Origin of the sequence: Microbacterium sp. AISO3 (assembly GCF_002204305.1) — a bacterium.
Classification (GTDB): domain Bacteria; phylum Actinomycetota; class Actinomycetes; order Actinomycetales; family Microbacteriaceae; genus Microbacterium; species Microbacterium arborescens.
The window spans coordinates 139,816-165,762 of sequence record NZ_NHRF01000001.1 but is presented as its reverse complement, the minus strand read 5'-3'; the positions used below and the strand labels follow the sequence as shown (position 1 = coordinate 165,762).

General features: G+C 70.5%; 23 protein-coding genes. 15 read left to right on the top strand and 8 right to left on the bottom strand.

Annotated features, from left to right (window positions below):
* Positions 1 to 6: 6 nt before the first annotated feature.
* Complete coding sequence (locus tag CBF90_RS00745) at positions 7 to 1,020, top strand: LacI family DNA-binding transcriptional regulator (RefSeq protein ID WP_023953127.1); 1,014 nt, start codon at positions 7 to 9, stop codon at positions 1,018 to 1,020.
* Positions 1,021 to 1,035: 15 nt separating this feature from the next.
* Here CBF90_RS00745 and CBF90_RS00740 read toward each other — a convergent pair whose 3' ends face one another.
* The 5 genes from CBF90_RS00740 to CBF90_RS00720 form a co-directional block, all read right to left on the bottom strand.
* Positions 1,036 to 1,881 (bottom strand): VOC family protein, encoded by an 846-nt coding sequence (locus CBF90_RS00740; protein WP_242435548.1) that lies wholly within the window; start codon positions 1,879 to 1,881, stop codon positions 1,036 to 1,038.
* A 170-nt stretch (positions 1,882 to 2,051) separates the two neighbouring features.
* On the bottom strand, positions 2,052 to 3,392 hold the full coding sequence (locus CBF90_RS00735) for a uracil-xanthine permease family protein (protein ID WP_064955181.1): 1,341 nt from the start codon (positions 3,390 to 3,392) through the stop codon (positions 2,052 to 2,054).
* Positions 3,393 to 3,525: 133 nt separating this feature from the next.
* Positions 3,526 to 4,404, bottom strand: coding sequence for a phosphoribosylaminoimidazolesuccinocarboxamide synthase (locus CBF90_RS00730; protein ID WP_023953123.1), 879 nt, complete (start codon positions 4,402 to 4,404; stop codon positions 3,526 to 3,528).
* Between the two features lie 64 nt (positions 4,405 to 4,468).
* Entirely contained in the window at positions 4,469 to 4,840 is a 372-nt protein-coding gene (locus tag CBF90_RS00725; protein WP_088379661.1) for a PH domain-containing protein, read from the bottom strand.
* A gap of 74 nt (positions 4,841 to 4,914) precedes the next feature.
* On the bottom strand, positions 4,915 to 5,829 hold the full coding sequence (locus tag CBF90_RS00720) for an Ltp family lipoprotein (protein WP_242435547.1): 915 nt from the start codon (positions 5,827 to 5,829) through the stop codon (positions 4,915 to 4,917).
* Between the two features lie 389 nt (positions 5,830 to 6,218).
* On the opposite strand from CBF90_RS00720, the gene CBF90_RS00715 reads away from it, so the two are divergent.
* Together CBF90_RS00715 and CBF90_RS00710 are read left to right on the top strand one after the other, a co-directional pair.
* Positions 6,219 to 6,842 (top strand): PadR family transcriptional regulator, encoded by a 624-nt coding sequence (locus CBF90_RS00715; protein ID WP_064955179.1) that lies wholly within the window; start codon positions 6,219 to 6,221, stop codon positions 6,840 to 6,842.
* Complete coding sequence (locus CBF90_RS00710; protein WP_088379659.1) at positions 6,839 to 8,332, top strand: DHA2 family efflux MFS transporter permease subunit; 1,494 nt, start codon at positions 6,839 to 6,841, stop codon at positions 8,330 to 8,332. The genes CBF90_RS00715 and CBF90_RS00710 overlap by 4 nt, the downstream gene beginning before the upstream one ends.
* A gap of 37 nt (positions 8,333 to 8,369) precedes the next feature.
* On the opposite strand, the gene purD is transcribed toward CBF90_RS00710, so the two are convergent.
* Positions 8,370 to 9,641, bottom strand: a complete 1,272-nt coding sequence (gene purD / locus CBF90_RS00705) for a phosphoribosylamine--glycine ligase (RefSeq protein WP_088379658.1) — start codon at positions 9,639 to 9,641, stop codon at positions 8,370 to 8,372.
* 35 nt (positions 9,642 to 9,676) lie between these two features.
* On the opposite strand from purD, the gene CBF90_RS00700 reads away from it, so the two are divergent.
* The 7 genes from CBF90_RS00700 to CBF90_RS00675 all read left to right on the top strand — a co-directional run bounded on the left by CBF90_RS00700 (position 9,677) and on the right by CBF90_RS00675 (position 17,331).
* Complete coding sequence (locus tag CBF90_RS00700; protein WP_088379657.1) at positions 9,677 to 10,045, top strand: sterol carrier family protein; 369 nt, start codon at positions 9,677 to 9,679, stop codon at positions 10,043 to 10,045.
* 51 nt (positions 10,046 to 10,096) lie between these two features.
* Positions 10,097 to 11,020 (top strand): HtaA domain-containing protein, encoded by a 924-nt coding sequence (locus CBF90_RS18725; protein ID WP_242435546.1) that lies wholly within the window; start codon positions 10,097 to 10,099, stop codon positions 11,018 to 11,020.
* Positions 11,021 to 11,022: 2 nt separating this feature from the next.
* Positions 11,023 to 12,126, top strand: a complete 1,104-nt coding sequence (locus CBF90_RS18720) for a hemin ABC transporter substrate-binding protein (RefSeq protein ID WP_242435570.1) — start codon at positions 11,023 to 11,025, stop codon at positions 12,124 to 12,126.
* Entirely contained in the window at positions 12,123 to 13,172 is a 1,050-nt protein-coding gene (locus CBF90_RS18715) for an iron ABC transporter permease (RefSeq protein WP_036304714.1), read from the top strand. The genes CBF90_RS18720 and CBF90_RS18715 overlap by 4 nt, the downstream gene beginning before the upstream one ends.
* Positions 13,169 to 13,954, top strand: a complete 786-nt coding sequence (locus CBF90_RS00685) for a heme ABC transporter ATP-binding protein (protein WP_172407761.1) — start codon at positions 13,169 to 13,171, stop codon at positions 13,952 to 13,954. Before CBF90_RS18715 ends, CBF90_RS00685 begins: the two co-directional genes overlap by 4 nt.
* A 101-nt stretch (positions 13,955 to 14,055) precedes the next feature.
* Entirely contained in the window at positions 14,056 to 16,944 is a 2,889-nt protein-coding gene (locus tag CBF90_RS00680) for an HtaA domain-containing protein (protein ID WP_088379655.1), read from the top strand.
* A gap of 63 nt (positions 16,945 to 17,007) precedes the next feature.
* Positions 17,008 to 17,331: a hypothetical protein gene (locus tag CBF90_RS00675; protein WP_023953106.1), complete on the top strand. Its 324-nt coding sequence runs from the start codon at positions 17,008 to 17,010 to the stop codon at positions 17,329 to 17,331.
* Between the two features lie 21 nt (positions 17,332 to 17,352).
* Here CBF90_RS00675 and CBF90_RS00670 read toward each other — a convergent pair whose 3' ends face one another.
* Complete coding sequence (locus tag CBF90_RS00670) at positions 17,353 to 17,964, bottom strand: zinc-binding alcohol dehydrogenase (protein ID WP_088379654.1); 612 nt, start codon at positions 17,962 to 17,964, stop codon at positions 17,353 to 17,355.
* A 73-nt stretch (positions 17,965 to 18,037) separates the two neighbouring features.
* The gene (gene nagE / locus CBF90_RS00665; protein ID WP_088379653.1) at positions 18,038 to 19,960 is read right to left on the bottom strand and encodes an N-acetylglucosamine-specific PTS transporter subunit IIBC; all 1,923 of its coding nucleotides are present in this window, start codon (positions 19,958 to 19,960) and stop codon (positions 18,038 to 18,040) included.
* 98 nt (positions 19,961 to 20,058) lie between these two features.
* Here nagE and CBF90_RS00660 point away from each other — a divergent pair, with 98 nt between their 5' ends.
* The 5 genes from CBF90_RS00660 to CBF90_RS00640 all read left to right on the top strand — a co-directional run bounded on the left by CBF90_RS00660 (position 20,059) and on the right by CBF90_RS00640 (position 25,939).
* On the top strand, positions 20,059 to 21,204 hold the full coding sequence (locus CBF90_RS00660) for an ROK family transcriptional regulator (RefSeq protein WP_071918724.1): 1,146 nt from the start codon (positions 20,059 to 20,061) through the stop codon (positions 21,202 to 21,204).
* 50 nt (positions 21,205 to 21,254) lie between these two features.
* Positions 21,255 to 22,040 carry a glucosamine-6-phosphate deaminase gene (gene nagB, locus CBF90_RS00655; protein WP_088379652.1) on the top strand — a complete coding sequence of 262 codons (786 nt, stop codon included), beginning with the start codon at positions 21,255 to 21,257 and terminating at the stop codon, positions 22,038 to 22,040.
* Positions 22,041 to 22,133: 93 nt separating this feature from the next.
* The gene (purM, locus tag CBF90_RS00650) at positions 22,134 to 23,252 is read left to right on the top strand and encodes a phosphoribosylformylglycinamidine cyclo-ligase (RefSeq protein ID WP_088379651.1); all 1,119 of its coding nucleotides are present in this window, start codon (positions 22,134 to 22,136) and stop codon (positions 23,250 to 23,252) included.
* Positions 23,253 to 23,258: 6 nt separating this feature from the next.
* Positions 23,259 to 24,719 carry an amidophosphoribosyltransferase gene (purF, locus tag CBF90_RS00645; RefSeq protein WP_023953097.1) on the top strand — a complete coding sequence of 487 codons (1,461 nt, stop codon included), beginning with the start codon at positions 23,259 to 23,261 and terminating at the stop codon, positions 24,717 to 24,719.
* Complete coding sequence (locus tag CBF90_RS00640; protein WP_023953095.1) at positions 24,716 to 25,939, top strand: CynX/NimT family MFS transporter; 1,224 nt, start codon at positions 24,716 to 24,718, stop codon at positions 25,937 to 25,939. The genes purF and CBF90_RS00640 overlap by 4 nt, the downstream gene beginning before the upstream one ends.
* Positions 25,940 to 25,947 lie beyond the last annotated feature (8 nt).

Genomic DNA, 25,947 nt, shown 5'->3' with positions numbered 1-25,947 from the left:
CCACCTGTGATCTCCGACCAGAACCGGACGGCCGCGACCATCGAAGAGGTCGCGGCCGTCGCCGGTGTATCGCGCTCGACCGTGTCGCGCGTCGTCAACGGCTCGACCGCCGTCAGCCCGGCCGCGCTCGAGTCGGTGCGCCGTGCGATCGCCGAGCTCAACTACGTTCCCAACCGTGCGGCGCGTTCGCTCGCGAGCCGGTCGACGATGGCGATCGCCCTGGTCGTCCCAGAAGACACCAGCCGCGTGTTCGGCGATCCGTTCTTCGCGTCGGTCGTCTCGGGCATCAACTCGCGCATCAGCCGCAGCGATTACGTGCTGAACCTGATCATGGCCAGTGCCGACCCCGGCGACAAGACCGCTCAGTACGTGCGCAGCGGCGCCGTCGACGGGGCGATCATCGTGTCGCACCACACGAGCGACACGTTCATCGAGCGCATCGCAGCCGCGATCCCCGTGGTCTACGGCGGCCGTCCGGTGCGGTCGCGGGCCGGCGACTATTACATCGACGTCGACAACGTCGCCGGTGCGCGCGATGCCACGGCCTACCTCATCGGCCGCGGATGCCGGCACATCGGCGCGATCACGGGTCCGCCCTCTATGCCCGCCGGCGTCGACCGCGCCGAGGGCTACCGCGTGGCGCTCGCGGAGTCGGGACTCACTCCGGCTCCCGTCGTGCAGGGCGACTTCACGACCGAGTCCGGCGCCGTCGCCATGCGCGCCATCCTCGCGGCGGGTGAGCCGCTCGACGGCCTCTTCGTCGCCAGCGACCTCATGGCGCGCGGCGCGATGCAGGTGCTCGCGGCCGAAGGCATCCGGATCCCCGACGAGGTCGCCGTCGTGGGCTTCGACGATTCGCCCGTCGCACTGACGACCGAGCCCCAGCTGACCACGATGCGGCAGCCGTCGTTCACGCAGGGCGAGTGCATGGCCGACGTCCTGCTCGCCCGGCTCGCGGGGATGTCTCCGCCCGAGGTGACGATCCTCGACACCGAGCTCATCGTCCGCGGCTCGGCCTGACGCCTGGCCTGACGCTCAGGCCAGGGCGGCGTGGAGCGTGTTGTTCCAGGGGTCGTCGAACGCGACCGTCCGCCCGTCGTCGCGCACCGCGACGCCGTGATGACGCAGACGCTCGGTGAGGGCCCCGAGATCGTCGGATGTCGGCAGGGCGAGGTCGACGCGGCCGAGCCCGAGCGCCGGCATGCGCGGCCCCGCCCCCCGGGAGTTCCACACGTTCATCGCCATGTGGTGGTGGTAGCCGCCCGCGCTGACGAAGAGGGCCTGATCGCCGAGCGCCGCGGTCGTGTCGAACCCCAGGGCGTCGACATAGAACGCCCGTGCGGTCGCCACGTCGCCGACCGAGAGGTGCACGTGTCCGACGCGGGCGGGATCGGACGGTGTGAAGGCGGCGCTGCCCGCGCCGTCGAGCGTCGCAGGGTCGAGGTGTTCGCGCAGGAAGGCGTTGGGATCGAGGAAGAGGGTGTCCATCTCGACCTGTCCGTGGGTCCACGACCAGGTGCTGCGGTCTCGGTCCCAGTAGAGCTCGATGCCGTTGCCCTCGGGGTCGGTGAAGTAGAACGCCTGGCTGACGAGGTGGTCGGCGCTGCCGCTGAAAGTCGAAGGCGCGTGACGGGCGACGCTGTAGAGCGCGGCCGCGAGGGCTGCCTGCGTCTCGAAGAGGATCGCCGTGTGGAACAGGCCCGCCGACCCTGAAGCCGCGTGGCGTAGCGAGGGCTCGTGGCGCAGGATCACGATCGGTCGACCGGAACGCCCGAGCGTGACGGTGTCGCCCTCGGCGGCAAGCACCTGCAGGGTCACGACGTCGCGGTAGTAACGCGTCATCGCGTCGAGGTCGCCGACCAGCAGGGTGACGGCGCCCATCCTGGTGGCATCCGCCAATTTCTCATTCACACACATACACAACCCCCACACCCCCCATGTCATTCCCCCCCGGGTGGCGCCGAGTGCACGGCAAAACGCCGAGTGCACGGCATCCTCGCGTGTGAAAGTCGTCCTTTCGACGGGATGCCGTGCACTCGGGCGCGCTGCGCTTACTGGGGGTCGCCGCCCAGCGGGCCTACCGCGGGGATGGGGCCGCCGTCGTCGGCGCCGGTCTTGCGCCAGCGGGCGATCGCGTTGCCCGCGTGATAGATCACGAGGGCGGCGATGGTGCCGAGGACGATCGCGCCGAACTGCAGCGAGCCGAAGTTCATCGCGAAGCCGGCGATCGCGATGACGAACGACACCGCGACGGTGTACTGGTTGACGGGGCGCGAGAAGTCGACGCGGTTGTCGACCCAGATCTTGATGCCGATGACCCCGATCAGGCCGTAGAGGGCCGTCGTGACGCCGCCGAGCACGCCCGCCGGGATGGTGTTGAACACCGCCCCGACCTTGGGCGAGAAGGCGAGGAGGATCGCGACGATGCCGGCCACCCAGTACGCGGCGGTCGAGTAGACGCGGGTCGCGGCCATGACGCCGATGTTCTCGCCGTAGGTCGTGGTGCCCGAGCCGCCGAAGCCGCCCGCGAGGGTCGTCGCGACACCGTCGGCGATGAGGGCGCGACCGGTGTGCTTGTTGATCGACGGGTCGTCGGTCATGGTCGCGACGCCGCGCACGTGGCCGACGTTCTCGGCGATCAGCACGAGCACGACCGGCAGGAACATCGGCACGATGGACCAGGCCGCGGCATCCCCGATCGCCACGAGGTGGAAGTCGGGCAGACCGAACCAGGCGGCGGCCTCGACGGCCTCGAACTCGACCTGCCCGGTGACGGCGGCCACGACGTAGCCGACGATCACGCCGAGGAAGATCGAGATGCGGCCGAGGAACCCGCGGAACAGCACGCTGAACAGGATGACGGCGCACAGGGTCACGGTGGCGATCTCGGGCTGCAGCTGGAAGTTGTTCCACGCCGCGGGGGCGAGGTTGAAGCCGATCAGCGCGACGATCGCTCCGGCGACCACGGGAGGCATGAGCTTCTCGATCCAGCCGGTGCCGAAGGCCTGCACGATGAAGCCGACCGCCGCGAGCAGGAGGCCCGCGACGACGACGCCGAGGAGCGCCTGCGTGATCTGCTCGGCGGTCTCGAGGCGGTTGCCGCCGTTGAGTGCCGTGATGGGGGCGATGAACGCGAACGACGAGCCGAGGTAGCTGGGCAGCTTGTTGCGCGTGATGAGCAGGAAGACGAGGGTGCCGAGACCCGAGAAGAGCAGGGTCGTCGAGACCGGGAAGCCGGTGATGATCGGAACGAGGAACGTCGCACCGAACATGGCGACGACGTGCTGCGCGCCGATGGCGATGGTGCCGGGCCAGTTCAGGCGCTCGCCGGGCTTGACGACGGCGCCGCGCGCGACGGTGCGGCCGTCGCCGTGGAGGGACCAGATGGGCATGGGACTCCTCGGGAAGGATGAGGGATTCGGGATGGAGCGCGAGAGCGGCCCCACCCTATCTGTGAGATCCCTGGATGCCCGGTCGGCGCTCCGCGGAGCCGCGCGACCCGCGCCGCGAAGGACGGTACCGGAGTCAGCCGGCGAGCGTCTCGAGCAGCTCGCGGTACTTCGCCGCGGTGCGCTCGACGATGTCGTCGGGGAGGGCCGGGGGAGTGCCGGTCTTGTCCCAGGCGCCCGCGAGCCAGTCGCGCACGATCTGCTTGTCGTAGCTCGCCATGCGCTCGGCGGGCGTCGTGCCGGTGCGCCAGGCCTCGGCATCCCAGTAGCGCGACGAGTCGCTCGTGAGCACCTCGTCGGCGAGGGTCAGCACCCCGTCGGCGTCGAGGCCGAACTCGAACTTCGTGTCGGCGAGGATGAGTCCCTTGCTCTCGGCGAGGGTCGCGGCACGTCGGTAGATCTCGAGCGATGCGTCGCGCAGCGCGGCCGCGGTCTCGGCACCGACGAGCTCGACGGAACGCTCGAACGAGATGTTCTCGTCGTGCTCGCCGAGGGGCGCCTTGTAGGCGGGGGTGTAGATCGGTTCGGGCAGCCGGTCGCCGTTCTGCAGGCCGGCGGGAAGCGGGATGCCGCACACCGTGCCGCTGTCTTGATACTCCGCCCAGCCGGAGCCGGTGAGGTAGCCGCGCACGACGCACTCGATCGGCTGCATGTCGAGCTCGCGCACGACCATCGCCCGGCCCGCGACCTCTGCCGGGGGCTGGAGCCCGAGGACGTGGTTGGGGATCGGGCGTCCGCCGTCGGCGCCCGCGAGCTGCGCGAACCACCACAGGCTGAGGCGCGTCAGCAGTTCGCCCTTGCCCGGGATTCCGGGTTCGAGCACCTGGTCGAACGCGCTGACGCGGTCGCTGGCGACCACCAGCATCCGGTCGGCCGGGCCGTCGGCGGGGCGATAGAGGTCGCGGACCTTGCCGGAGTAGACGTGCTTCCAGCCGGGCAGATCGAGGGCGCTCACCCGGCCATTATCCCGGAGCGCGGCGACGAGTTGAGCCGGGCGGCGAGCATCACGGCAGTCGCGGTCAATGTGCGTGCAGGACGGCCCACGCAATCAGGCTGTCGATGCGTCGGACATCGGCTCCCTTCGAAAGCTTCACCTTGATGTGTCCGGCTCGCGTCCACAACTCGATCTCGGAGTTCCAGTCGAGGGTCCCCGCGTTCTCGGATGACCACATGTTGATCGCGCTGTAGGGCAGGGAGTAGATCTCGACCTTCTTGCCTGTGATGCCCTGTGCGTCACGAACGATCAGTCTTTTCGTGGTGAAGGTCGCGGAATCACGGAACGTCTTGAATGACGCGAGGGCTTCTTCGCCTTGGGTGAGAAGGGGCAGTACGTCGGCGGGAACGGCGATCTCTTGTTGCAGCGTCCACGTGAGCATTGCGGCGGGTTCCATGAGGGCATTCTTCCGTGATAGCGAGACGAAGGTGCAGGTGGTGCGGGGGCGGACGAGTCGTCTGCCCCCGCCGTTCAGTAGCCGATGGCTGCCAGCCCGAATTCGATCTGTTCGGAGGTGAACCCTTCGAACGCGAGCTGGTCGTAGAGACCTTGGCGTGAGAACGCCATGAGGTCGAGGTAGCTCGCGGCCTTCTCAGCAGCTTCGGCGTTCCAGTCCGCGCCCGCGTTGTCGGCGCCGAACGTGGCGTCCTCGTTGGTGAACCCCTCGAACTCGAGCTGCGTGATCAACCCCGTGCGCGAAAAGCCCATGAGGGACAGGTAGCTCGCGGCTTTGTCGACCGCGTTGCGCTGCCCCAGCGAGAACACGGGCGCGGGGGCCTCAGCGACGATCGTGATCTCTGCTCCGTCGTCGGCCTTGGTGCCTTCGCTGACGTTCTGAGAGGTGACGAGCCAGTCGTCCCCGGTTCCTTCGGGGGCGACGAGGACGAAGCCATCGGCTTGCAGCGCGACCCGCGCCTCGGCCACAGTTGAACCGACGACGGTCGGCACGGTGGCGCGGTCGTCGACCGGTGCCGCCGCCGCGTCGTCGGCGGGCTCGGTCGCAGTCTGGTCGTCGATGGGCGCGGCTACGGCAGGAGCCGAGACGCGGTCCGACACGCTGTTCGCGGCGTTGCCGATGTTGGCGACGAGCGCGACGAGCACGACGATACCGGTGACGATCCAAGCGATCATCGGCTGCTTGCCTTCGCCTCGAACCGCGAGGCCTCGGGCGTCCTTGGCATTTTGCGTCAGCGTGATGATGAGGTCGACCAACGCCCAGATCCCGAGCCCGCCGAAAGTCAGGAGCTTGATGATGCCGGTTCCGATTTTTCCGAGGTAGAACCGATCAACTCCCAGGACTCCGAGGAACAGAGCGAAAAGCCAGGTCGCGATGAATGACTTGTCGCTCAGGGCGGGCTGTGCCGAGCCCGGTCCGTGCACGGTCATAGCGGATGGCGCGGCGGGGTAGCTCTCTCGGGGCGGCGACTGGGCCGATGTTGCGTGCATGTTAGGTGCCGGCGGGGCCGCGAGGGTTGCCGGTCCCGGCGGTGGTGGCGGTGGTGGCGGCGGCGTAGTGGCGCGCGAGTGCGACGTGTCTTCTGAAGTCATTTCTCCCCCGAATGTCTCTGCGCAATATGAGACGGCTCTCATATTGGCATCCGATCCCCTTTCGTCACAATGCAGCGGGCTGCAATCGGCGTCGATCGGACTAGCGCGTTGCTCGATAGGCCGCGGTCCACGCCTCACGAGCATCGTGGGGGCCCGTCCGGGAGCCCGCCGTCGCTCCCGTGAAAAAGGGCGTATAGTCCACATGGACTAATCGAGAGGGGGGTGCCATGCCGGATGCCGTCGACCGACTCACCCCGCTGGGGCTGATGCTGCTGGCGCTGCTGCACGAGGACGACATGCACGCCTACGAGATGGTCCGTCTGCTGCGCGAGCGCAAGGCCGACCGGCTCGTCGCCCTGACCCACGGCACGATCTATCACACGGTCGCTCGCCTCGAGCGGCAGGGGCTCATCGCCGAGGTCGGCACCGACCGTGACGGCAACCGTCCGGAACGGACGACCTACACGCTCACGGAGGCCGGCGCCGACATGATGATCGCGTGGGTGCGGCGCGAGCTCCCCGCCATCGACCGCCCCGACCGATTCCGCGTCGCGCTGGCCGAGTCGCACAACCTCGACCGTGGCGAAGTCGTCGCGCTTCTCAGCGAGCGGCGGGACGCCCTGGCGGCATCCCTCGGTGCGCACCGTCAGGCGCGCGATCACGCGATCGAGCGCGGCTCGTATCCCCAGTTCTGGATCGAGGTGCACCGCGAGACGGCTCTGCTGTCGGCGGATGTCGCCTGGCTCGACGAAGCGGTCGAGTACATCCGTCGTCCCGACACCGTGTGGGGGGTCACCGACCTCGCCCCGACCGACCGCTACCTGGCACAGAGAGAAGCCGCCCGCGCATGAGCGAGAGAACCAGCACCGTCCGCGCCCCCGAAGGCGCCGCACCCGCCGTCAACCCGTGGCCCGCCCTGTGGGCGATGGTCATCGGATTCTTCATGATCCTCGTCGACACGACGATCGTCTCGGTCGCGAACCCCGCGATCAAGGCCGCGCTCGACCCGTCGACCGGCAACCTCGACAACGTCGTGTGGGTCACCTCGTCGTACCTGCTCGCGTACGCCGTGCCGCTGCTGGTCACCGGCCGCCTGGGCGACCGGTTCGGACCGAAGAACATCTACCTGATCGGGCTCGCGATCTTCACGATCGCCTCGCTCGCCTGCGGGCTCTCGGGCTCGCTCGCCGTGCTCGTGATCGCGCGAGCCGTGCAGGGTCTCGGCGCCGCTCTCATGACCCCGCAGACGATGGCCGTCATCACCCGCACCTTCCCCGCCGAGCGCCGCGGCGCGGCCATGGGGCTGTGGGGTGCGACCGCCGGTGTCGCGACGCTCGTCGGACCGCTCGCGGGCGGCCTGCTCGTCGACGGCTTCGGGTGGGAGTGGATCTTCTTCGTCAACATCCCCGTCGGCGTCGTGGCGTTCGTGCTGGCGTGGCGCCTGGTGCCGCAGCTCGAGACCCACCCGCACCGCTTCGACGTCGTGGGGGTCGTGCTCAGCGCGATCGGGCTCTTCCTCATCGTCTTCGGTCTGCAGGAGGGCGAGCACTACGAGTGGGCCGCCGGCATCTGGGCGATGATCGCCGCGGGTGTCGTCGTGATGGCGGTGTTCGTCTGGACACAGGGCCGGACCAAGAGCGAGCCCCTCGTTCCGCTCGAGCTCTTCCGCGACCGCAACTTCGCGATCTCGAACCTCGCGATCGCCGCGGTGGGCTTCACGGTGACGAGCATGGCGCTGCCGATGGCGTTCTTCACGCAGCTCGCGCGGGGCCTCACGCCGACGCAGTCGGCGCTGCTGCTCGTCCCGATGGCGGTGCTGTCGGGTGCGCTCGCACCGTTGGCCGGCCGCATCCTCGACCGGGTCGACCCGCGCCTGCTGCTCGTCCCCGGCCTGACGCTGATGGTCGTGGGTCTCGTCGGCTACGCGCTGCTCATGAACACCGAGGCCCCGGTGCTGCTGCTGCTCATCCCTGCCGCGATCATCGGTGTCGCCAACGCCGGCATGTGGGGGCCGCTCGCCACGACCGCGACCCGCAACCTGCCGCCGCGTCAGGCGGGGGCCGGCTCGGGCATCTACAACACGACCCGAACGGTCGGCTCGGTGATCGGCTCGGCGGCCATCGCGGCCTACATGCAGTCGCGGCTGACGGCGAACCTGCCGGGTGCCGGGGATGCCGCGAGCGGCGACTTCGGCGGTGGCGGCGGCGCGATGCCTCCCGCGATCGCCGAGGGCTTCTCCGCCGCGATGGCGCAGGCCATGATCCTGCCGGCGATCGTCATCGGGGTCGCCGTGATCGTCGTGATCTTCCTCAAGCGCCCCGCGCACCTCGCCAAGCGCTGACCCCGTCGCGCTCCGTCGGGCCGCCCGTGCCGTGGATTCAGTCCGCGACGCGGGCGGCGATGTCGGTGCGGTGGTGCGAGCCTTCGAGGCTGATCTCCGCGAGGGCGCGGTAGGCGCGGTCGCGAGCCTCGGTGAAGTCGGCGCCGCGTGCGACGACGTTGAGCACGCGTCCACCCGTGGCGACGAGCCCGTCGACCGACTCGGCGGTCGCAGCGTGCGCGAGGTGCACGCTTTCGACGGATGCCGCGGCGTCGAGCCCCGTCAGCGCCCGGCCGGTCACCGGGTTGTCGGGGTAGCCCTCGCTCGCGAGCACGACGGTGACGGCGGCATCGTCCGAGAACGTCGGATCGGGCTCGGACTCCAGTCGCCCGCTCGCCGCGGCCATCAGCAGCTCCGAGAGCGGCGAGGTCAGCCGCGCGAGCACCACCTGCGTCTCGGGGTCGCCGAACCGCGCGTTGAACTCGATCACCTTGATGCCCGACTCGGTGAGGATGAGGCCCGCGTAGAGCAGGCCGATGAACGGTGTGCCCTCGGCGTCGAGGTGGCGGATGACGGGCTCGGCCACGTCGCGCGTGACCTCGGCGACGAATCCGGCCTCGCTGCCGAACCGCTCGGCGAGCCAGGGGAGCGGCGAGTAGGCGCCCATGCCCCCGGTGTTCGGGCCGGCGTCGCCGTCGTAGGCGCGCTTGTAGTCCTGCGCCGGGCTCAGGGCTCGGACGGTGTCGCCGTCCGAGACGAAGAAGAGCGACACCTCGGGGCCGGCGAGGAACTCCTCGATCAGCACCGGGCCGCTCGAGAGGTAGGTGTCGGCGTGGGCGAGCGCCGCCTCACGGTCGTCGGTGACGATGACGCCCTTGCCGGCGGCGAGGCCGTCGGCTTTGACCACGTGGGGAGCGCCGAGCTCGTCGAGCGCCGTCTCGACCTCGGCACGGCTCCGCGCCCGCACGGCGCGCCCGGTGGGCACGCCGGCCTCGTCCATGACGCGCTTGGCGAACGCCTTCGACCCTTCGAGCTGCGCGGCGACCTTGCCGGGGCCGAAGACGGGGATGCCGCGCTCGCGCAGCGCATCGGCGACACCGGCGATGAGCGGGGCCTCCGGCCCGACGATGACGAGATCGACGTTGGCGCTGCCGGCGAACTCCGTCACGGCGACCGGGTCGTTCTGGTCGAGGCCCGGCACGATCTCGGCATCGCGGGCGATGCCGGCGTTGCCGGGGGCCGCGAGCAGGTCGTGACCTGCGCCTTCCGCGGCGAGAGCGAGGATGATGGCGTGCTCGCGCGCGCCCGAGCCGAGGACCAGGATCTTCACCCGGCCAGCCTACCGACCGGGCTAGCGTGGAACCCATGGCCCGCAGCATCCTCACCGCCGATGGCCGCGCCGCGCTCGCCGCCGTCGCCGCCGCCGATGCGTCCGGCGAGAAGCCCGCTCGAACCGACCTGGCGACCGCCGTGCGCTACCTGTTGCAGCTGCTCGTCGAGAAGGCGCCCGGCAACTCGGTCGAGATGCGCGTGCCGCCGTTCGGTGCCGTCCAGGTCGTCGAGGGGCCGCGGCACACGCGCGGCACCCCGCCGAACGTCGTCGAGACGGATGCCGTGACCTGGATCGCCCTCGCCCTCGGCGACCTCGCCTGGGCGGATGCCGCCGCCGCGGGCCGGCTGCGCGCGTCGGGCACCCGCGCCGATCTCGGGGCGCTGCTGCCACTGAGACCCTGACACCGGCTCCGATAAGGTTAGGCAAGCCTGACCTTATCTCTGGAGTCTGCTGTGCGCTCTTCCCTTCTGTCCCGCGCGCCCCTCGGGGTGCTCGCCGCTGCGTCGATCGTCCTCGGTGTCGCGAGCCCCGCCCTCGCGATCGGCGACGCCGCGCCCGTCGAGCAGCGGACCGCCGCGACCTCGCCGCCCGTCTGCGACATCACCGACGCGACCATCACGTGGGGCTTCAAGGAGTCGTTCCGCTCGTACATCTCCGGCTCCATCGCGAAGGGTGCGTGGGAGCCGTTCGGCGGCGTGGGTTACGAGACGCCCGCGTTCACCTGGACCGGTGGCACGGGCAGCTACGACCCCGCGACCGGTACCGGCTCGATCGCCTTCCCCGGCGGCATCCGGTTCACCGGGCACGGCGGCCTGCTCGACTCGACGGTGCAGAACGTCACGCTCGAGATCGCGCCGGCGGCGGGGCGTGTTCTCGTCGACCTCGCCGGAGTCTCGATGGAGAGCGCGCTCGCCGGCGACGACACCGTCGTCACGACACCCCAGGTGCCGTTCGTGACCGTCGACCTGGCGGGTCTGGAGAACACGGTCTCGGGAGAAGTCCTCACTCTCGCCGCCGCGGATGCCGCCACCGCGATCACCGAGGAGGGGTTCGCCGCCTTCGGCAACTACGAGACCGGCACCGCCTTCGACCCCCTGTCGTTCACCGCGAGCGGTGTGTGCGCGGCTGCCACCCCGACGGCAGACCCATCGCCCGTCGTCGATGCATCACCCGCCGCGGATGCCGCGCAGGCGGGCGATGACGAGAGCGGATCGAGCGCCGCGCTCCCGGTCGCGCTCTCCGCCGCTATCGGCGGTGCGCTCGTCGCGACGATCGGCGGGTCGACCGCAGCGATCGTCGCCTCGCGCCGCAAGCAGCGGAAGGTGCGTGCCGGCGGTGGGCCCGCCGATCACGCCGACGAAGGGCCGGCCGCGTGAAGATGCGGCGACTCCTCGTCGCGGCGCTCGCCGCTGCTGCCCTGTCGCTCAGCGCCTGCGCTCCGGCTGCGACGTCTCACGGCGAGGCGGCGGGCCAGGTCGTGATCGACCGACCCCCGCTGAGCGAACTGGCGCCGGTGACCGACCCGCGCTCGCTCGAGGGCCCCTCGACCGCCGTCCTCGCCGACGCCGCGGTCGAGCCGGTCGTGACGGATCCCACCCAGAGCCTGCCCGTCACCGTGAGCTCGCACGATCTCACCGGCGACGTCGAGGTGACGGTGACGGACACCTCGCGCATCATCGCGATGGACCTCTCCGGTTCGCTGGCCGCGACCGTCTGGGGCCTGGGCCTCGGCGGCGAGCTCGTCGGCCGCGACGTCTCGACGACGTTCCCCGGCGCGGCGGACCTGCCGGTCGTCACGGGCAGCGGACACACGGTCAACGCCGAGTCGATCATCGGCCTCGCCCCCACCCTCGTCATCACCGACGGCAGCATCGGACCGGTCGACGTCGTGCAGCAACTGCGGGATGTCGGCATCACGGTGATCTTCGTCGAGCGCTCCGCCTCGTTCGACGGTGCCGCCGATCTCGCGCGGACGGTGGGCGAGGTGCTCGGCGTACCCGACGCGGGCGAGCAGCTCGCCCAGCGCATCGCGAGCGAGGTCGACCAGACGCGTGCCCAGATCGCCGCGCTTGCGCCGGCGGCCGCGGCGGACCGGCTGCGCATGGTCTTCCTCTACCTGCGCGGCACGGCGGGGGTGTACTACCTCTTCGGCTCCGAATCGGGCGCCGACCAGCTCATCGCCGCGCTCGGCGGCGTCGACGTCGCCGGCGAGCTCGGCTGGAACGGCATGCAGCCGCTCACCGACGAAGCCATGGTCGCCGCCGACCCCGACCTCATCCTCGTGATGACCGCCGGGCTCGAATCGGTCGGCGGCGTCGACGGTCTGCTCTCCGACAAGCCCGCGATCGCGCTGACCGCAGCCGGCCAGCATCGCCGCTTCGTCGACATGGCGGACGGACAGATCCTGTCGTTCGGGCCGCGCAGCGCGGGGGTGCTCGACGCGCTGGCACGCGCTGTCTACGCGCCCGATCCCGCGTCGTGAGCGGGCGTGCCGCTGGGCGCCGCGGAGTTCTCGTCGCGATCGTGAGCGCGGTGCTGCTCGTCGTGGGCGTCGTGCTCTCGGCCGGGCTCGGTCAGCTGCCGGTCGGTCCCGCCGAGGTCGTGGGCTCCGTCCTCCGCGCCCTCGGCATGCCCGGCTCGTGGGCGCCGACCGAGCCGCTCATCGAGCAGACGCTGTGGCAGATCCGTTTCCCGCGCGTCGCGATGTCGCTTCTGGTCGGTGCGCTGCTCGCGGTCGCCGGTGCCGTCATGCAGGCGATCTTCGCGAACCCGCTCGCCGAGCCGGGCGTCGTCGGCGTCTCGTCGGGCGCGGCCGTCGGCGCTGCCGCAGCGATCACGCTCGGCTTCTCGTTCCTCGGTCCGTGGTCGATCGCGGTCTGCGCCTTCGCGGGCGGTCTCGTCGCGACCTTGGTCGTGTATGCCGCTGCCCGCGCGCAGGGCCGGACCGAGTCGATCACGCTCATCCTGACGGGCATCGCCGTCAATGCGTTCGCGGGGGCCGCGCTGGCGCTCCTGATGTTCGCGGGAGACACGGCGTCGCGCGAGCAGATCGTGTTCTGGCAGCTGGGCTCGATGAACGGCTCGCGCTGGACGGAGGTCGCGGTCGTCGCCCTCGTCGGAGCGCTCGGCACCGCGGCATCCCTCGCTCTCGCGCGCCGCTACGACCTTCTGGCGCTCGGCGATCGCACCGCCGCCCACCTCGGTGTGCGCGTCGAGGCGCTGCGGGTCGGGTCGATCGTCCTCGTCGCCCTGCTGACCGGCGTCGCCGTCGCGTTCGTCGGCATCATCGCGTTCGTCGGCCTCGTCGTGCCCCACATCATCCGCATGCTGGTCGGGCCCGCGCACCGGGGGCTCATCGCCCTCTCGGCGCTCGGCGGCGGCGTCGTGCTCGTCTACGCCGATCTCCTCGCGCGGACCATCGTCGTCGCGGCAGACCTGCCGATCGGCATCCTCACGTCGCTCGTGGGCGGACCGTTCTTCTTCTGGCTCATCCGCCGCACCCGCCGCACCGCCGGGGGCTGGTCGTGACGGGCGTGGCCGTCGAGGTGCGGCACGCGAGCTTGCGGTCGGGTGAGGCGACGATCCTCGACGACGTGGCGACGGATGTCGGCTACGGCCGGCTGCTCGCTCTCGTCGGGCCCAACGGCGCCGGAAAGTCGAGCCTGCTCTCCCTGCTGACAGGCGACCGCGCGCCCACCTCGGGCGCGGTGCATCTCGACGGGCGTCCGGTGGGCGAGTGGTCGGCCCGCGAGCTGTCGCGGCGACGGTCGGTGCTGCTGCAGTCGAACCAGGTCACCTTCTCGTTCACCGCGGGCCAGGTGGTCGCGATGGGGCGCACTCCTTGGATCGGAACCGAGCGCGCCCGCCTCGACGACGCTCGTATCGCCGAAGCCGTCGAGCGAGCGGATGTCGCACACCTGCTCCATCGCGCCTACCCGTCGCTCTCGGGTGGCGAGAAGGCGCGTGTCTCGCTGGCTCGAGTACTCGCGCAGGACACCCCCGTCGTGCTGCTCGATGAGCCGACCGCAGCCCTCGACCTCCGGCACCAGGAAGAGGTCCTCCGCGTCGCGCGGCGGCTCGCGCGGGATGGGCGCGCGGTGGTCGTGGTGCTGCACGACCTGTCGCTCGCCGCGGCATACGCCGACGAGGTCGCGATGATCGACGGCGGCCGGCTCGTCGCTCGGGGGAACCCGCGCGACGTGTTGGCCGCGGACCGGGTCGAGGCCGTCTACGGCACCCCGGTCCGCGTGCTCGACGACCCCGACACCGGCCGTCCGGTCATCCTGCCGCGCCGTCACGCCGAGCGATGACTGTCAGGGACTTCACAAACTTCGATTAGGTAAGGCTAAGCTAACTATCGTCGCGTGCCCGACGCGCGAGCTTCACCTGCATCGAGATTCGGAGGGTTCCCATGCTGAGAACCAGGAGGGCGGCGCTGCAGCGTCCGCTCGCGAGCGTGCTGACCGGCGCGCTCGTCGCCATGGCCGCCGTCGTCGGCGTCGCCGCGCCGGCAACGGCCGCCGGCCCCACCCTGACGACGTCGACCACCGTCGTCGCGAACGAGAAGATCACGGTCGCCATCACCGGCACCGGCTTCGAGGTCGCTCCCCAGTACCCGGGTCAGCCGAGCCGGCACGCCTACGTCGCCCTCGTCGAGAAGGGCGACCTGACGGTCGACCAGGCGACCACGCCCAACGCCTCGCTCGACGTCTCCACCGCGGGCGAGATCACCGGAAGCCTCGAGCAGATCGCGAGCGAGCTCGATCGCACGAAGGCCTACGAGGTCATCTCGTGGCCGTCTCGTTCGTTCCCCACCGAGGCGAACCTCCTCGCCCGCGCCGACGTCTCGATCGACTGGGCCGCGCTCTTCCCGGTCGTCGCCGAGTCGACCACGACGACCCTGTCGGCCTCACCCGATGGAACGGCCGTCGAGGGCGCCGACGTCACCCTGACGGCGACGGTCTCGCCGGCGGCATCCGGGGCGGTCTCGTTCACGGCCGGCGACGCGTCGCTCGGCTCGGCGCCGGTCGACGGGGGCGTCGCGAGCATCGTCACCTCGTCGCTCGCCGTCGGCGCGCACAGCATCGCGGCCGCGTTCACCCCGGCCGACGCCACGGCCTATTCCGCCTCGACCGCACCGGCGCTGAGCTACACGGTCACCGCGAAGGCGAGCGAGCCCGAGACTCCGGCGCGGGTGCCCACGCTCACGCTCTCGAAGTCGACGGGGCTCGACCCCGCGGGCGAGGAGATCACCGTCACGGGCACGGGCTACGACCCGGCTCAGCCGATCTACCTCACGACGTGCACCGACCGCCCGCTCGCTGAGGTCGACTTCGCCTTCATCGCGGCGGGATGCACGAGAGGCGCGAAGCTCGTCACGTCGAACCCCACCACGGCGACGATGGTGAAGTTCGCGGAGGACGGTTCGTTCGAGACCACGCTGACGGTCGCGCCGAAGGGCGAGACGACGGCGGTCTACACGATCGCCGATCACACCGGCATGACCAACCGCACGCAGGACGCGAAGGCCGTGGTGTCGTTCGCGGCCACGACGCCGACCGAGCCGCTCCCCGCGCCGACGCTCACGGTCACCCCGAACACGGATGTCGACCCGAGCGGTGCCACGCTCACCGTCGAGGGACGCAACTACCGCCAGAGCGAGGTCGGCGCCGGCTTCGCGCTGCGCTTCGGCTGGGTCGCCGAGACCTGGAAGCCCTCCGAGGGCGCCGCGAACTCCGCTCGCCCCTCGGTCTCGTACGTCCGCGTCTCGGGCGAGCCGACCGGCGACGCCAACCTCCCGTGGACCGAGAACGCCGACGGCACGGTCGACTTCACGTGGACAGTCCAGGTCGATGAGAAGTCCGCGAACGAGAAGCGCCCCGGCGACGACTACCGCCTCGGTGTCTTCACCTTCGGCAACAAGGCGTCGCAGGGCCTGCAGCCCGACAACGAGCTCTTCGTGCCTGTGACGTGGGCCGCGGTCGCGCCGCAGCCCGAGCCGACGAAGAGCCCGAGGATCACGGTGACACCGAACGCCGACCTCGACCCGGCCGTGGCCAACACGCTCACGGTCTCGGGCACCGGTTTCGTCGGCGACAGCGCCGTGAACGGTGCGTACGTCGTCTTCGGCGAGAAGTCGCTCTGGGCCGGCGCCGGCCCGCTGCCCGCCGAGGGCTGGGTGCAGCTTGCCTGGGTGCGCCCGGGCTCGATCATCGGCGGCGCGTTCACCGTCGACCTGACCGTCCCCGCCGGCTCGCTCGACCCGACGAAGAGCTACCACGTCGCCACCTCCGCGGCGCACGCGCTGTCGATCACCGACCGGACGCTCGACGCCTTCGCCGACGTCACCGTCGCTCAGCCGACGGCTCCGTTCGTCGCGTTCGCAGGCTCGGCGACGGTCGCCCAGGGTGGCGTGCTCGCGTTCACCGGCGGCGGCTTCGCGCCCGGCGACGTCGTGACGGCCGTGGCGCACTCCGAGCCGGTCACCATCGGCACGGCGACGGCGGATGCCGGCGGACGCGTGTCGTTCTCGTGGGCGGTTCCCGCCGGGTTCGCGACGGGCGACCACACGCTCGAGCTCAGCGTCGGCGGCGTCGTCGCGGCATCCGCCCCCTTCCGGGTCACCCCTGCCGCTGTCGCCGCAGCCGTCGAGTCGCCGGCCGCACCGTCGTGCGTCGCCCGGTCGGTCTCGGGAGCGACGATCGAGTGGGGTGTGAAGGAGTCGTACCGCTCGTACATCACGGGCCCGATCGCCAAGGGAGAGATCTCCGGCGGCTGGGGCAGCGGTTCGGGAGCGTACAGCCCCGAGAACGACCGCGGCCGCGTCAGCTTCGGCGGCTCGGTGCACTACACCGGCCACAGCGGTCTGCTCGACATGACCCTGTCGAACCCGCGCGTGCAGATCACCGGCGCGAACACCGCTTCGCTGATCGTGAACGTGCAGTCCAAGGGGTACAACGGCTCGCCCGACGTGAACGCGAACGGCGTCGTCTTCGCGACGCTCTCGCTGCCCGCCGCCACGACGACGGCGAATCGGATCAGCTGGACGGGTGCATCGGCCACGCTGACGGCAGCGGGCGCCGAGGCCTTCGCCGGCTTCTACTCGGCCGGCGAGGCGCTCGATCCCGTGAGCATCACGTTCCCGCTCGGCGCCGAGGTGCCGTGCGACGCCTCGACCGACGCGACCCTCGCCGCGACCGGTGGACAGGCTCCCGTCGACACCCTGTGGCTGGGTGCCGGGATGCTGCTGATCGGCGCGCTCGCCGTGTCGTTCACGCGTCGTCGCCGCAGCGCGCTCTGACGACTCGCTGAGCCCTCTCGTCGCACCGCCCGGGCATTGCTCGGGCGGTGCGACAATGGAGTCATGGCTGAGGAGATCACCGAACGGGTCGAGTCGGCGCGCGTGCGTCGCGTGCCCAAGTACAGCGTGTTCCTCCTGCTCGGAGCCGCGGCGGGCATCATCGTCGCGCTGGCCCTGACGTTCGGCATCCCGGATGAGGGAGTCAGCACCAACACCGGCCTGCAGTACTCTGCGGGTCAGGTGTTCGGGTTCATCGCGCTCGGCGCCATCCCGGTCTGCATGGCGATCGCGGGCGTCATCGCCCTCGTGCTCGACCGCGCCGCACGTCGCCGCACGCGCGAGGTCCGCATCCTCCACGAGCGCGTGCGCGCCGTCGACGACGCCTGACGCGGGCCCGGTTCTCGCGGGTCAGGCGATCTCGGCGATGATCGGTGCGATCGCTGCGTCGAAGGCCACGACGTCGCTGCGCAGTCCGTCGGTGACGGCGATCGTGAGCGCGCCGATCCACCACACGCCGCGCTGACTCAGCGGCAGCACCTGCACGTTCAGCTCGAACGAGTGCGCCCGCCGCCCGATGCGGCGCTCGTGCTGCGCGAGCGCCCCGGCATACGCGCGGTAGGCGACGGCGCCGGCGCCCGACGAGCGCGAGGTGTACCGGGCGTGCACGTCACGCGCGAAAGCCACCGCTTCGGCCGCGTGCGGGCGGATCTCGCGCTCGAGCCGCTCGAACCCCTCGGTGGGCAACGCGACGAGAGTGTCGAAGCCGTCGACGAGATCGAGCGGCACGGGGGAGGGATGCGCGAGCGGCTCGACCGTCATCTCCCAGTACGCGCGCCACTGCCGTTCGAGCTCCGCCTGCGTCTCGGGGTCGCGCTCGACGAATGTCGGCTCTATCCCACGCAGGTGAGGCAGCTCGTCCGGAGTGCGGATGCCGAGCACCTGGCGCAGGTACAGCGCGACGACGACCGAGGGCGCGGCATCCTCCCGCACCACCCACTCGGGAGTCTTCGCCGCGCTCATGGCGCCAGTTTAGAGCGGGGGTGGTGGGGTGCGGCCGGTGCCGAGACGATCGCGCTCGGCACCGGCCGAGGCGTCACTCGAACTCGATCGAGGCGTGTTCGTTGTTCAGCACGATGACCGGCGTGATGGGGGAGTAGCCCGCGCCGCGGATGACGCCCGTGTCGATGCGGAGCAACGGATGCCCCGCCTGCACGCCCTCACCCTGCTGGACGAGCGCCTGGAACCCGCGGCCCTTGAGGTCGACGGTGTCGATGCCCACGTGGATCAGCAGCTCGGTGCCGTCGTCGAGGGTCATGCCCACGGCGTGACCGGTCGGGAACACCGTGGTCACGGTGCCGTCCGCGGGCGCGACGACCGTGTCTCCGTACGGGTCGATCGCGAGGCCGGGACCCATCGTCCCCTGCGAGAACATCGGGTCGGGAACCTGCGCGAGCGGCACGACCGTGCCGGCGATGGGCTGACGCAGCCGCACCACGGCGGGGGCGGTGGTCGTCACCGTGCCCGCACCCTGCGGTGCCGACGATGCCGCGGGCGGCTCGACCTCGCGGCCCGCGAGCACGTCGTCCATCGCGTCCTTCACGAACTGCACGTTGAGCCCGTAGACCACCTGCACCGACTTGGGCCCGGAGACCATGGTGCCCGCCGCGCCGGCGCGCTTGAGCGCGTCGCTGTCGACACGCGACGTGTCGGCGACCTCGAGCCGCAGGCGGGTGGCGCAGTTGTCGAGCTGAACGATGTTGTCCTTGCCGCCGAGGCCCGCGATCATCTTCTCCGCGGTGGGGCCGTAGCCCGCGTCGCGGTTGATCGCCGGGCCGATGTCGGCTGCGAGCTCGTCGTCGTCTTCACGGCCCGGCGTCTTCAGTCGGAACTTCAGGATGAGGAACCGGAACACCACGAAGTAGACCGCGAACCAGAACACGCCCATGATCGGGATCATCCAGGGGTTCTGAGCCAGCGGGTTCATCCAGCCGAGCACCAGGTCGATGAAGCCCGCCGAGAAACCGAAGCCCATGCGGGTCGGGAGCAGCGCGGCGATGAAGACCGAGATGCCCGTGAAGACGGCGTGGACGAGGTACAGCCACGGCGCGAGGAACATGAAGGTGAACTCGAGCGGTTCGGTGACGCCGACGAAGAACGAGGCGACGGCGGCCGAGAGGAGGATGCCCGACACCATCTTCTTGCGCTTGGTCTTGGCGGTGACGTACATCGCCAGGGCGGCGCCGGGCAGGCCGAACATCATGATCGGGAAGAAACCGGTCATGTACTGACCCGTCACCCCGAAGACGCCTTCGCCGTTGGAGCCGGCGAGGAAGTTGTTGAGGTCGTTGATGCCGGCGACGTCGAACCAGAAGACCGAGTTCAGAGCGTGGTGCAGCCCGAGTGGGATCAGGAGGCGGTTGAAGAAGCCGTAGAGCCCTGCGCCGACGGGGCCGAGGGTCGAGATCCACTCGCCGAAGATGACCAGGCCCGCGTAGACGATGGGCCAGACGAAGAACAGCACCGCGGCGACGACGAGCGAGATCCCGGCCGTGACGATCGCCACGGAGCGCTTGCCCGAGAAGAAGGACAGCGCGTCCGGTAGCCTGACGTCCTTGAACCGGTTGTAGGCCCAGGCGCCGATGAGGCCGCAGATGATGCCGATGAAGACGTTCTGCACCTTGCCGAAGGCGGGGTCGACCTCGGCGACATCCTCGATGCCGAGGAAGCCGGCGACGGTTGCGGGGCTCAGGAGGGTCGTGATCGTGAGCCACGACACGAGCCCGGCCAGCGCTGAGGTCCCGTCAGACTTGTTGGCCATGCCGATCGAGATGCCGATCGCGAACAGCAGGGCCATGTTGTCGATCAGTGCACCGCCTGCGGCGGCGAGGAACGTCGCGATGATGTTGGGGCCTGCGGCAGAGGCGATCCAGTAGCTGATCCCGACGAGGATGGCGGCGACGGGTAGCACGGCGACCGGCAGCATGATCGACCGGCCGAGTCGTTGGAAGAATTTCACGGGTCACTCCGATGTGCGCGGGGGAACGGGGTTCTGGCAGTATTGGTTAAGAACGTTTCCGAATTATTTCTCGGGAACTGTACTCGATCGGGGAACGTATGACTACGACGTCAGCGGAAGGCGCTGCTTCGCCGAGGGCGCGCGGCCGCCGCATCCGTCCCGAGGACGCGCGCAGCAACAACCGTCGCCTCGTCCTGCAGGCGCTCCACCGCGAGGAAGGGCTGTCGCGCGCCGACATCGCGCGTGCGACCGGACTCTCGCGCGTGACGATCTCCGATCTGGTCGGTGAGCTCGTCGACGAGCAGCTCGTCGTCGAGAGCGGCCGCGGACACCGGTCGGGGCCCGGCGCGCCCTCCCGGGCCCTCGCGCTGGCGAGGTCGTCGCGCAACGTGGTCGCCGTGTCGATCTCGAGCGGCGACACGATCGAGGGCGCCGTCGTCGACCTCGGGGGAACCGTCATCGCGCGCGAGGTCGTCGAGCGCGGCGGGTCGACCGGCGCCGAGGCGCTCGCCGTGCTCGGTGACCTCATCGACCGGCTGGTCCGCACGGCCGAGGCCCCGATCCTCGGGATCGGCGTCTCGACACCGGGCGTCGTCGACGGCGCGGGCGTCGTCCGCGAGTCGTCGCATCTGGACTGGCACGACGTCGCGCTCCGCGGCATCCTGTTCGACCGCACCGGTCTGCCGGTCTCGGTCACCAACGGGCTCAACGCCGCGGGCATGGGCGAGCTGAGCTTCGGCAAGGTCGACCACGACCTGTTACTCGTTCGGGTCGGCGCCGGCGTCGGAGCCGCCGCGATCGTGAACGGCGCGGTCGTCCACGGACGCAACTGGGCCGCGGGCGAGATCGGCCACGTCGTCGTGACGGAGGGCGAGGGGCCCGTCTGCGCGTGCGGCCGCACCGGATGCCTCGAGGCCTGGCTGTCGGTGCCGAAGCTCGAGGCTCGGCTCGCAGCGGCGCCCGACGCCGAGGCCGCTCTGCACGTTCGCCGCGAGGCGGGGCGGTGCCTCGGCATCGCGCTGTCACCGCTCGTCGCGACGCTCGGGCTGACGGATGTCGTGCTGAGCGGACCGGCCGAGCTGATCGAGGGGGCGCTCATCGACGCCGCGAGCGAAGCCATCGCAGCTCGCGTGCTGCCGATCCTCTTCGACGACCTGACCGTGCGCCTCGCCGAGACCCACGGCGACCTCCGACTGCGGGGAGCCGCAGCCCTCGTGCTGTCGGAGACCCTCGGGCTCGCCTGAGCCGAGCCCCGGCATCCGCCCTCCCGACCGAACCGAAAGAAGGAAGAGTCATGGCCGAAGTCGTCATCGTCCCCAGCGAGCAGGAGGCGGGCCGTCTCGTCGGCGACGCGATCGTCGACCTCATCCAGCGGCGCCCCGATGCCGTGCTCGGACTGGCGACCGGGTCGACCCCGCTCGCGGTCTACCGGCACCTCGCCGAGCGCGTGCGCGGCGAGAACATCGACGTGTCGCGCGTGCGCGGCTTCGCGCTCGACGAGTACGTCGGGCTGCCCGCCGGCCACCCGGAGAGCTACCGCAGCGTCATCGAGCGCGAGGTCGTCGAGCCCGTCGGGTTCGACCCGGCCCGCATCGAGGTGCCGCACGGCGACCTCGACGGAATCGAGACCGCGGGGGAGCAGTACGAGGCCGCGATCCGCGCCGCCGGTGGGGTCGACCTGCAGATCCTCGGCATCGGCCGCACCGGGCACATCGGCTTCAACGAGCCGGGCAGCTCGCTCGCCTCGCTGACGCGGGTCAAGACGCTCACGGAGGAGACGCGGGCCGACAACGCCCGCTTCTTCGACTCGCCCGACGATGTGCCGATGCACTGCATCACCCAGGGCATCGGCACCATCCTGCGCGCCCGCCACCTCGTGCTGCTGGCGTTCGGCGAAGCCAAGGCGGATGCCGTCGCCGCGGCCGTCGAGGGCCCGGTCAGCACCTCGGCGCCCGGCTCGGCCGTGCAGCTGCATCCGCATGTCACCGTCGTCGTCGACGAGGCCGCCGCAAGCGCCCTGAACCAGACGCCGTACTACCGGCACGCGTGGGCGAACAAGCCCGCCTGGCAGGGCATCTGACCCCGGTCCGTGTCGCGATGGAATCACCACCGATTCGGGCCGCCGAGACACGCCCGGCGCTCGGCCGCTCCACGGGCCGGTACTCTGGATGCCGTGGCCTCGAGTCCCACTGATCCCTATACCCAAGCCGGCGTCGACACCGCGGCGGGAGACCTCGCCGTCGAACTGATGAAGTCGGCGGTCCGGCGAACCCACGGCGACGAAGTCCTCGGGGGTGTCGGCGGCTTCGCCGGCCTCTTCGATGCGAGCGCGCTGCTCGGCTACACGAAGCCGCTGCTGGCGACCTCGACCGACGGCGTCGGCACGAAGGTCGCGATCGCGCAGGCCATCGACAAGCACGACACGATCGGGCAGGACCTGGTCGGCATGGTCGTCGACGACATCGTCGTGGTCGGCGCGAAGCCGCTCTTCATGACCGACTACATCGCGTGCGGCAAGGTCGTGCCCGAGCGCATCGCCGACATCGTCCGCGGCATCGCCGACGGCTGCTCTGCGACGGGCACCGCGCTCGTCGGCGGCGAGACGGCCGAGCACCCCGGTCTTCTGGGCGTGAACGACTACGACGTCGCGGGTGCGGCGACGGGTGTCGTGGAGTCCGAGCAGGTGCTGGGCGCCGACCGGGTACGGGACGGCGACGTCGTGCTCGCGCTCGCTTCGAGCGGCCCGCATTCCAACGGCTACTCGCTGATCCGCCACATCATCACGGGTGCGGGCATCGGCTACGGCGACCAGGCGGCGGACTTCGGCCGCACCTGGGGCGAGCAGCTGCTCGAGCCCACGCGCCTCTACACCTCGCCGCTGCTGCGCCTGATCGCCGACCTCGGCGACGGCATCCACTCCCTCAGCCACGTCACGGGCGGCGGTATCGCGGCGAACCTCGCGCGCGTCCTGCCGAAGGACACCTGGGTCGACGTCGATCGTGCGACCTGGTCGCCGTCGCCGGTCTTCCGCGTGCTCGCCGACCTCGGGGGCCTCGAGCTCGAGCGCACCGAGGGCACCTGGAACCTCGGCATCGGCTTCTTCGCCGTCGTGTCGCCGGCCGCAGCGGATGCCGCGATCGCGGCGCTTCGCGCGGACGGCATCGACACCTGGCAGGTCGGTGTCGTCTCGACGGGCCCGCGTCCCGCGGGCGACTACGAGCAGGGCGCCAAGGGCGTCGACGGCGGGGCCGTGCGCCTCGTCGGCGGGTACCGCGAAGCAGGAGTTAACTGACCCCCTATGTGCGGAATCGTCGGAATCGTCGGGCAGTCCCCGGCGAACCAGGAGATCTACGACGCCCTGCTGCTGCTGCAGCACCGCGGCCAGGACTCGACGGGCATCGCGACCGCTGAGAACAGCGGCGTCTTCCACATCTTCAAGGCCAACGGGCAGGTGCGCGAGGCGGTCCGCACGCGTGACATGCGGTCGCTGCTCGGCAACATCGGGCTCGGCCACGTCCGCTACGCCACCAAGGGCACCGCGTCGAGCGAAGAAGAGGCGCAGCCCTTCTACGTCAACGCGCCGTACGGCATCGTGCTGGTGCACAACGGCAACCTGACCAACACCCGCGAGCTGACCGACGAGCTGTTCCGCAAGGATCGCCGTCACCTCAACACCAGCTCCGACACCGAGCTTCTGGTCAACGTGCTCGCCAACGAGCTGCAGGCCACCATCTCGGGCCTCGACCTCGACCCCGACCAGGTCTTCCAGGCTGTCGAGCGCGTTCACGAGCGTGTCGAGGGCTCGTACGCCGCGATCGCCCTGATCGCCGGCCACGGCCTGCTGGCCTTCCGCGATCCGTTCGGCATCCGTCCGCTCATCCTCGGCACCCGCCGGGCCGAGAACGGCCGCGACGAGTGGACCGTGGCATCGGAGTCGCTCGTGCTCGAGAACGGCGGCTTCGAGGTCGTGCGCGACGTCGAGCCCGGCGAAGCGGTGTTCATCGACGCCGAGGGCACGCTGCACACGCGTCAGTGCGCGCAGCAGACGCAGCTCGCGCCGTGCTCGTTCGAGTACGTCTACCTCGCCCGCCCCGACTCGATCATGAACGGCATCTCGGTCTACGAGGCTCGCCTGCGCATGGGCGAGCGTCTCGCCGACACGATCGCCAAGTACACCCCTCAGGGTGCGATCGACGTCGTCATGCCGATCCCCGACTCATCGCGTCCGGCGGCGATGCAGGTCGCGCGCAAGCTCGGCATCGAGTACCGCGAGGGCTTCTACAAGAACCGCTACGTCGGCCGGACGTTCATCATGCCGGGCCAGGCCGTGCGCAAGAAGAGCGTGCGCCAGAAGCTCAACGCGATGTCGAGCGAGTTCAAGGGCAAGAACGTCCTGCTCATCGACGACTCGATCGTGCGCGGCACGACGTCGAAGGAGATCATCCAGATGGCCCGGGATGCCGGTGCCAAGAGCGTCACGTTCGCGTCGGCCGCGCCGCCGGTGCGTTACCCGCACGTGTACGGCATCAACATGCCCTCGCGTCACGAGCTCATCGCCCACGACCGGACCATCCCCGAGATCGCCGAGGAGCTCGGCTGCGACTACCTCGTCTATCAGGAGATCGACGACCTGAAAGCGGCGATCGTCGAGGGCACCGACATCGTCGACCTCGACATGAGCTGCTTCGACGGGCGCTACGTCACCGGAACGGTCAGCGAGGAGTATCTGAGCTGGGTCGAGGGCACCCAGCAGTCGTGACTTCGCTCTGGCGGGGACGCGTCCTCGCGTTCCTCGGCGTCATCCTCGTCGCCTTCTCGCTGCGTTCGGCCGTCGCGTCGCTGTCGCCGATCCTCACCGAGATCGACGCGGACCTCGGCGTGCCGTCGTGGGTGGCCGGCCTCATCGGCGCGGCGCCGCCGGTGTGCTTCGCGGTCTTCGGCGTCATCACTCCGATCCTGGAGCGACGGTTCGGGCTACAGCGCCTCGCGGTCGCCGCGATGGTCGTCGCCGGGGCCGCGCTGCTGGGTCGAGCGCTCGCGCCGGATGCCGGCATCCTGCTCATTGCCACGACCGTGCTGTTCGCCGCGATCAGCATCGGCAACGTCGTGCTGCCGCCGCTGATCAAGACGTACTTCCCCGACCGGGTCGGGACGATGACCGCGGTCTACTCGACGATGCTCGCCGTCGCGGCCTTCGTGCCGCCGCTGGTGGCGGTACCGATCGCCGACACGGCGGGTTGGCGGTTCTCCCTCGGGCTATGGTCGGTGTTCGCCGTGCTCGCGGTGATCCCCTGGCTCGTGACGCTGCGCCGGTCGCGCATCGCGGCAGCGTCGGCGGATGCCGTGATCGCCCCGACTCCGTCGCCGAACGTGCTCAGCCGGCTCGTGCGCCTGCCGATGGCGTGGGCCGTCGCGGTCACCTTCGCGGTGTCGGCATCCAGCGTCTACGCGTCTTTCGCGTGGCTGCCGATCATCCTCGTCGACCTCGCGGGCGTATCGCACGCCGCCGCGGGGTCGCTCCTCGCGCTGTTCGGTGCGATGGGGCTGCCGTGGTCGATCCTCGTGCCGCTGGTCATCACGCGGTGGCAGCGGCTCGGCCCGATCTACGCCGTCGCTGCGTCGGCCGGGCTCGTCGCCGTCGCGGGGCTGCTCATCGCGCCGGGATCAGCGGTCGTGCTGTGGGTCGTGCTGCTGGGCACGCCGCAGATGCTGTTCCCGGCTGCGCTGGTGTTCATCCAGCGCAAGACGAGGACGCACGAGGGCACTGTCGCTCTGAGCGGATTCGCGCAGAGCATCGGCTATGCCGTGGCCGCGGTGTTCCCCATCTCGTTCGCGCTCCTGCACGAAGTGACGGGCGACTGGACGGCCCCGCTCATCATGGTCGGTGTGCTGATGCTCGCTGCGATCCCCGCGGGGATCGTCGTCACGCGTCCCCACACGATCGAGGACGAGTGGGAGCAGCGCCACGGCGCATGGTGATGAGCCCG

Bases quoted from the DNA above. Each gene is read 5' to 3' on its own strand.
- CBF90_RS00740 (WP_242435548.1), bottom strand. From the start codon at position 1,881: ATGGGCGCCGTCACCCTGCTGGTCGGCGACCTCGACGCGATGACGCGT.
- CBF90_RS00735 (WP_064955181.1), bottom strand. From the start codon at position 3,392: ATGCCCATCTGGTCCCTCCACGGCGACGGCCGCACCGTCGCGCGCGGC.
- CBF90_RS00725 (WP_088379661.1), bottom strand. From the start codon at position 4,840: ATGGAACCCGCCGCAATGCTCACGTGGACGCTGCAACAAGAGATCGCC.
- CBF90_RS00720 (WP_242435547.1), bottom strand. From the start codon at position 5,829: ATGACCGTGCACGGACCGGGCTCGGCACAGCCCGCCCTGAGCGACAAG.
- CBF90_RS00715 (WP_064955179.1), top strand. From the start codon at position 6,219: ATGCCGGATGCCGTCGACCGACTCACCCCGCTGGGGCTGATGCTGCTG.
- CBF90_RS00710 (WP_088379659.1), top strand. From the start codon at position 6,839: ATGAGCGAGAGAACCAGCACCGTCCGCGCCCCCGAAGGCGCCGCACCC.
- CBF90_RS00700 (WP_088379657.1), top strand. From the start codon at position 9,677: ATGGCCCGCAGCATCCTCACCGCCGATGGCCGCGCCGCGCTCGCCGCC.
- CBF90_RS18720 (WP_242435570.1), top strand. From the start codon at position 11,023: ATGCGGCGACTCCTCGTCGCGGCGCTCGCCGCTGCTGCCCTGTCGCTC.
- CBF90_RS00680 (WP_088379655.1), top strand. From the start codon at position 14,056: ATGCTGAGAACCAGGAGGGCGGCGCTGCAGCGTCCGCTCGCGAGCGTG.
- CBF90_RS00675 (WP_023953106.1), top strand. From the start codon at position 17,008: ATGGCTGAGGAGATCACCGAACGGGTCGAGTCGGCGCGCGTGCGTCGC.
- CBF90_RS00670 (WP_088379654.1), bottom strand. From the start codon at position 17,964: ATGAGCGCGGCGAAGACTCCCGAGTGGGTGGTGCGGGAGGATGCCGCG.
- CBF90_RS00660 (WP_071918724.1), top strand. From the start codon at position 20,059: ATGACTACGACGTCAGCGGAAGGCGCTGCTTCGCCGAGGGCGCGCGGC.
- nagB (WP_088379652.1), top strand. From the start codon at position 21,255: ATGGCCGAAGTCGTCATCGTCCCCAGCGAGCAGGAGGCGGGCCGTCTC.
- purF (WP_023953097.1), top strand. From the start codon at position 23,259: ATGTGCGGAATCGTCGGAATCGTCGGGCAGTCCCCGGCGAACCAGGAG.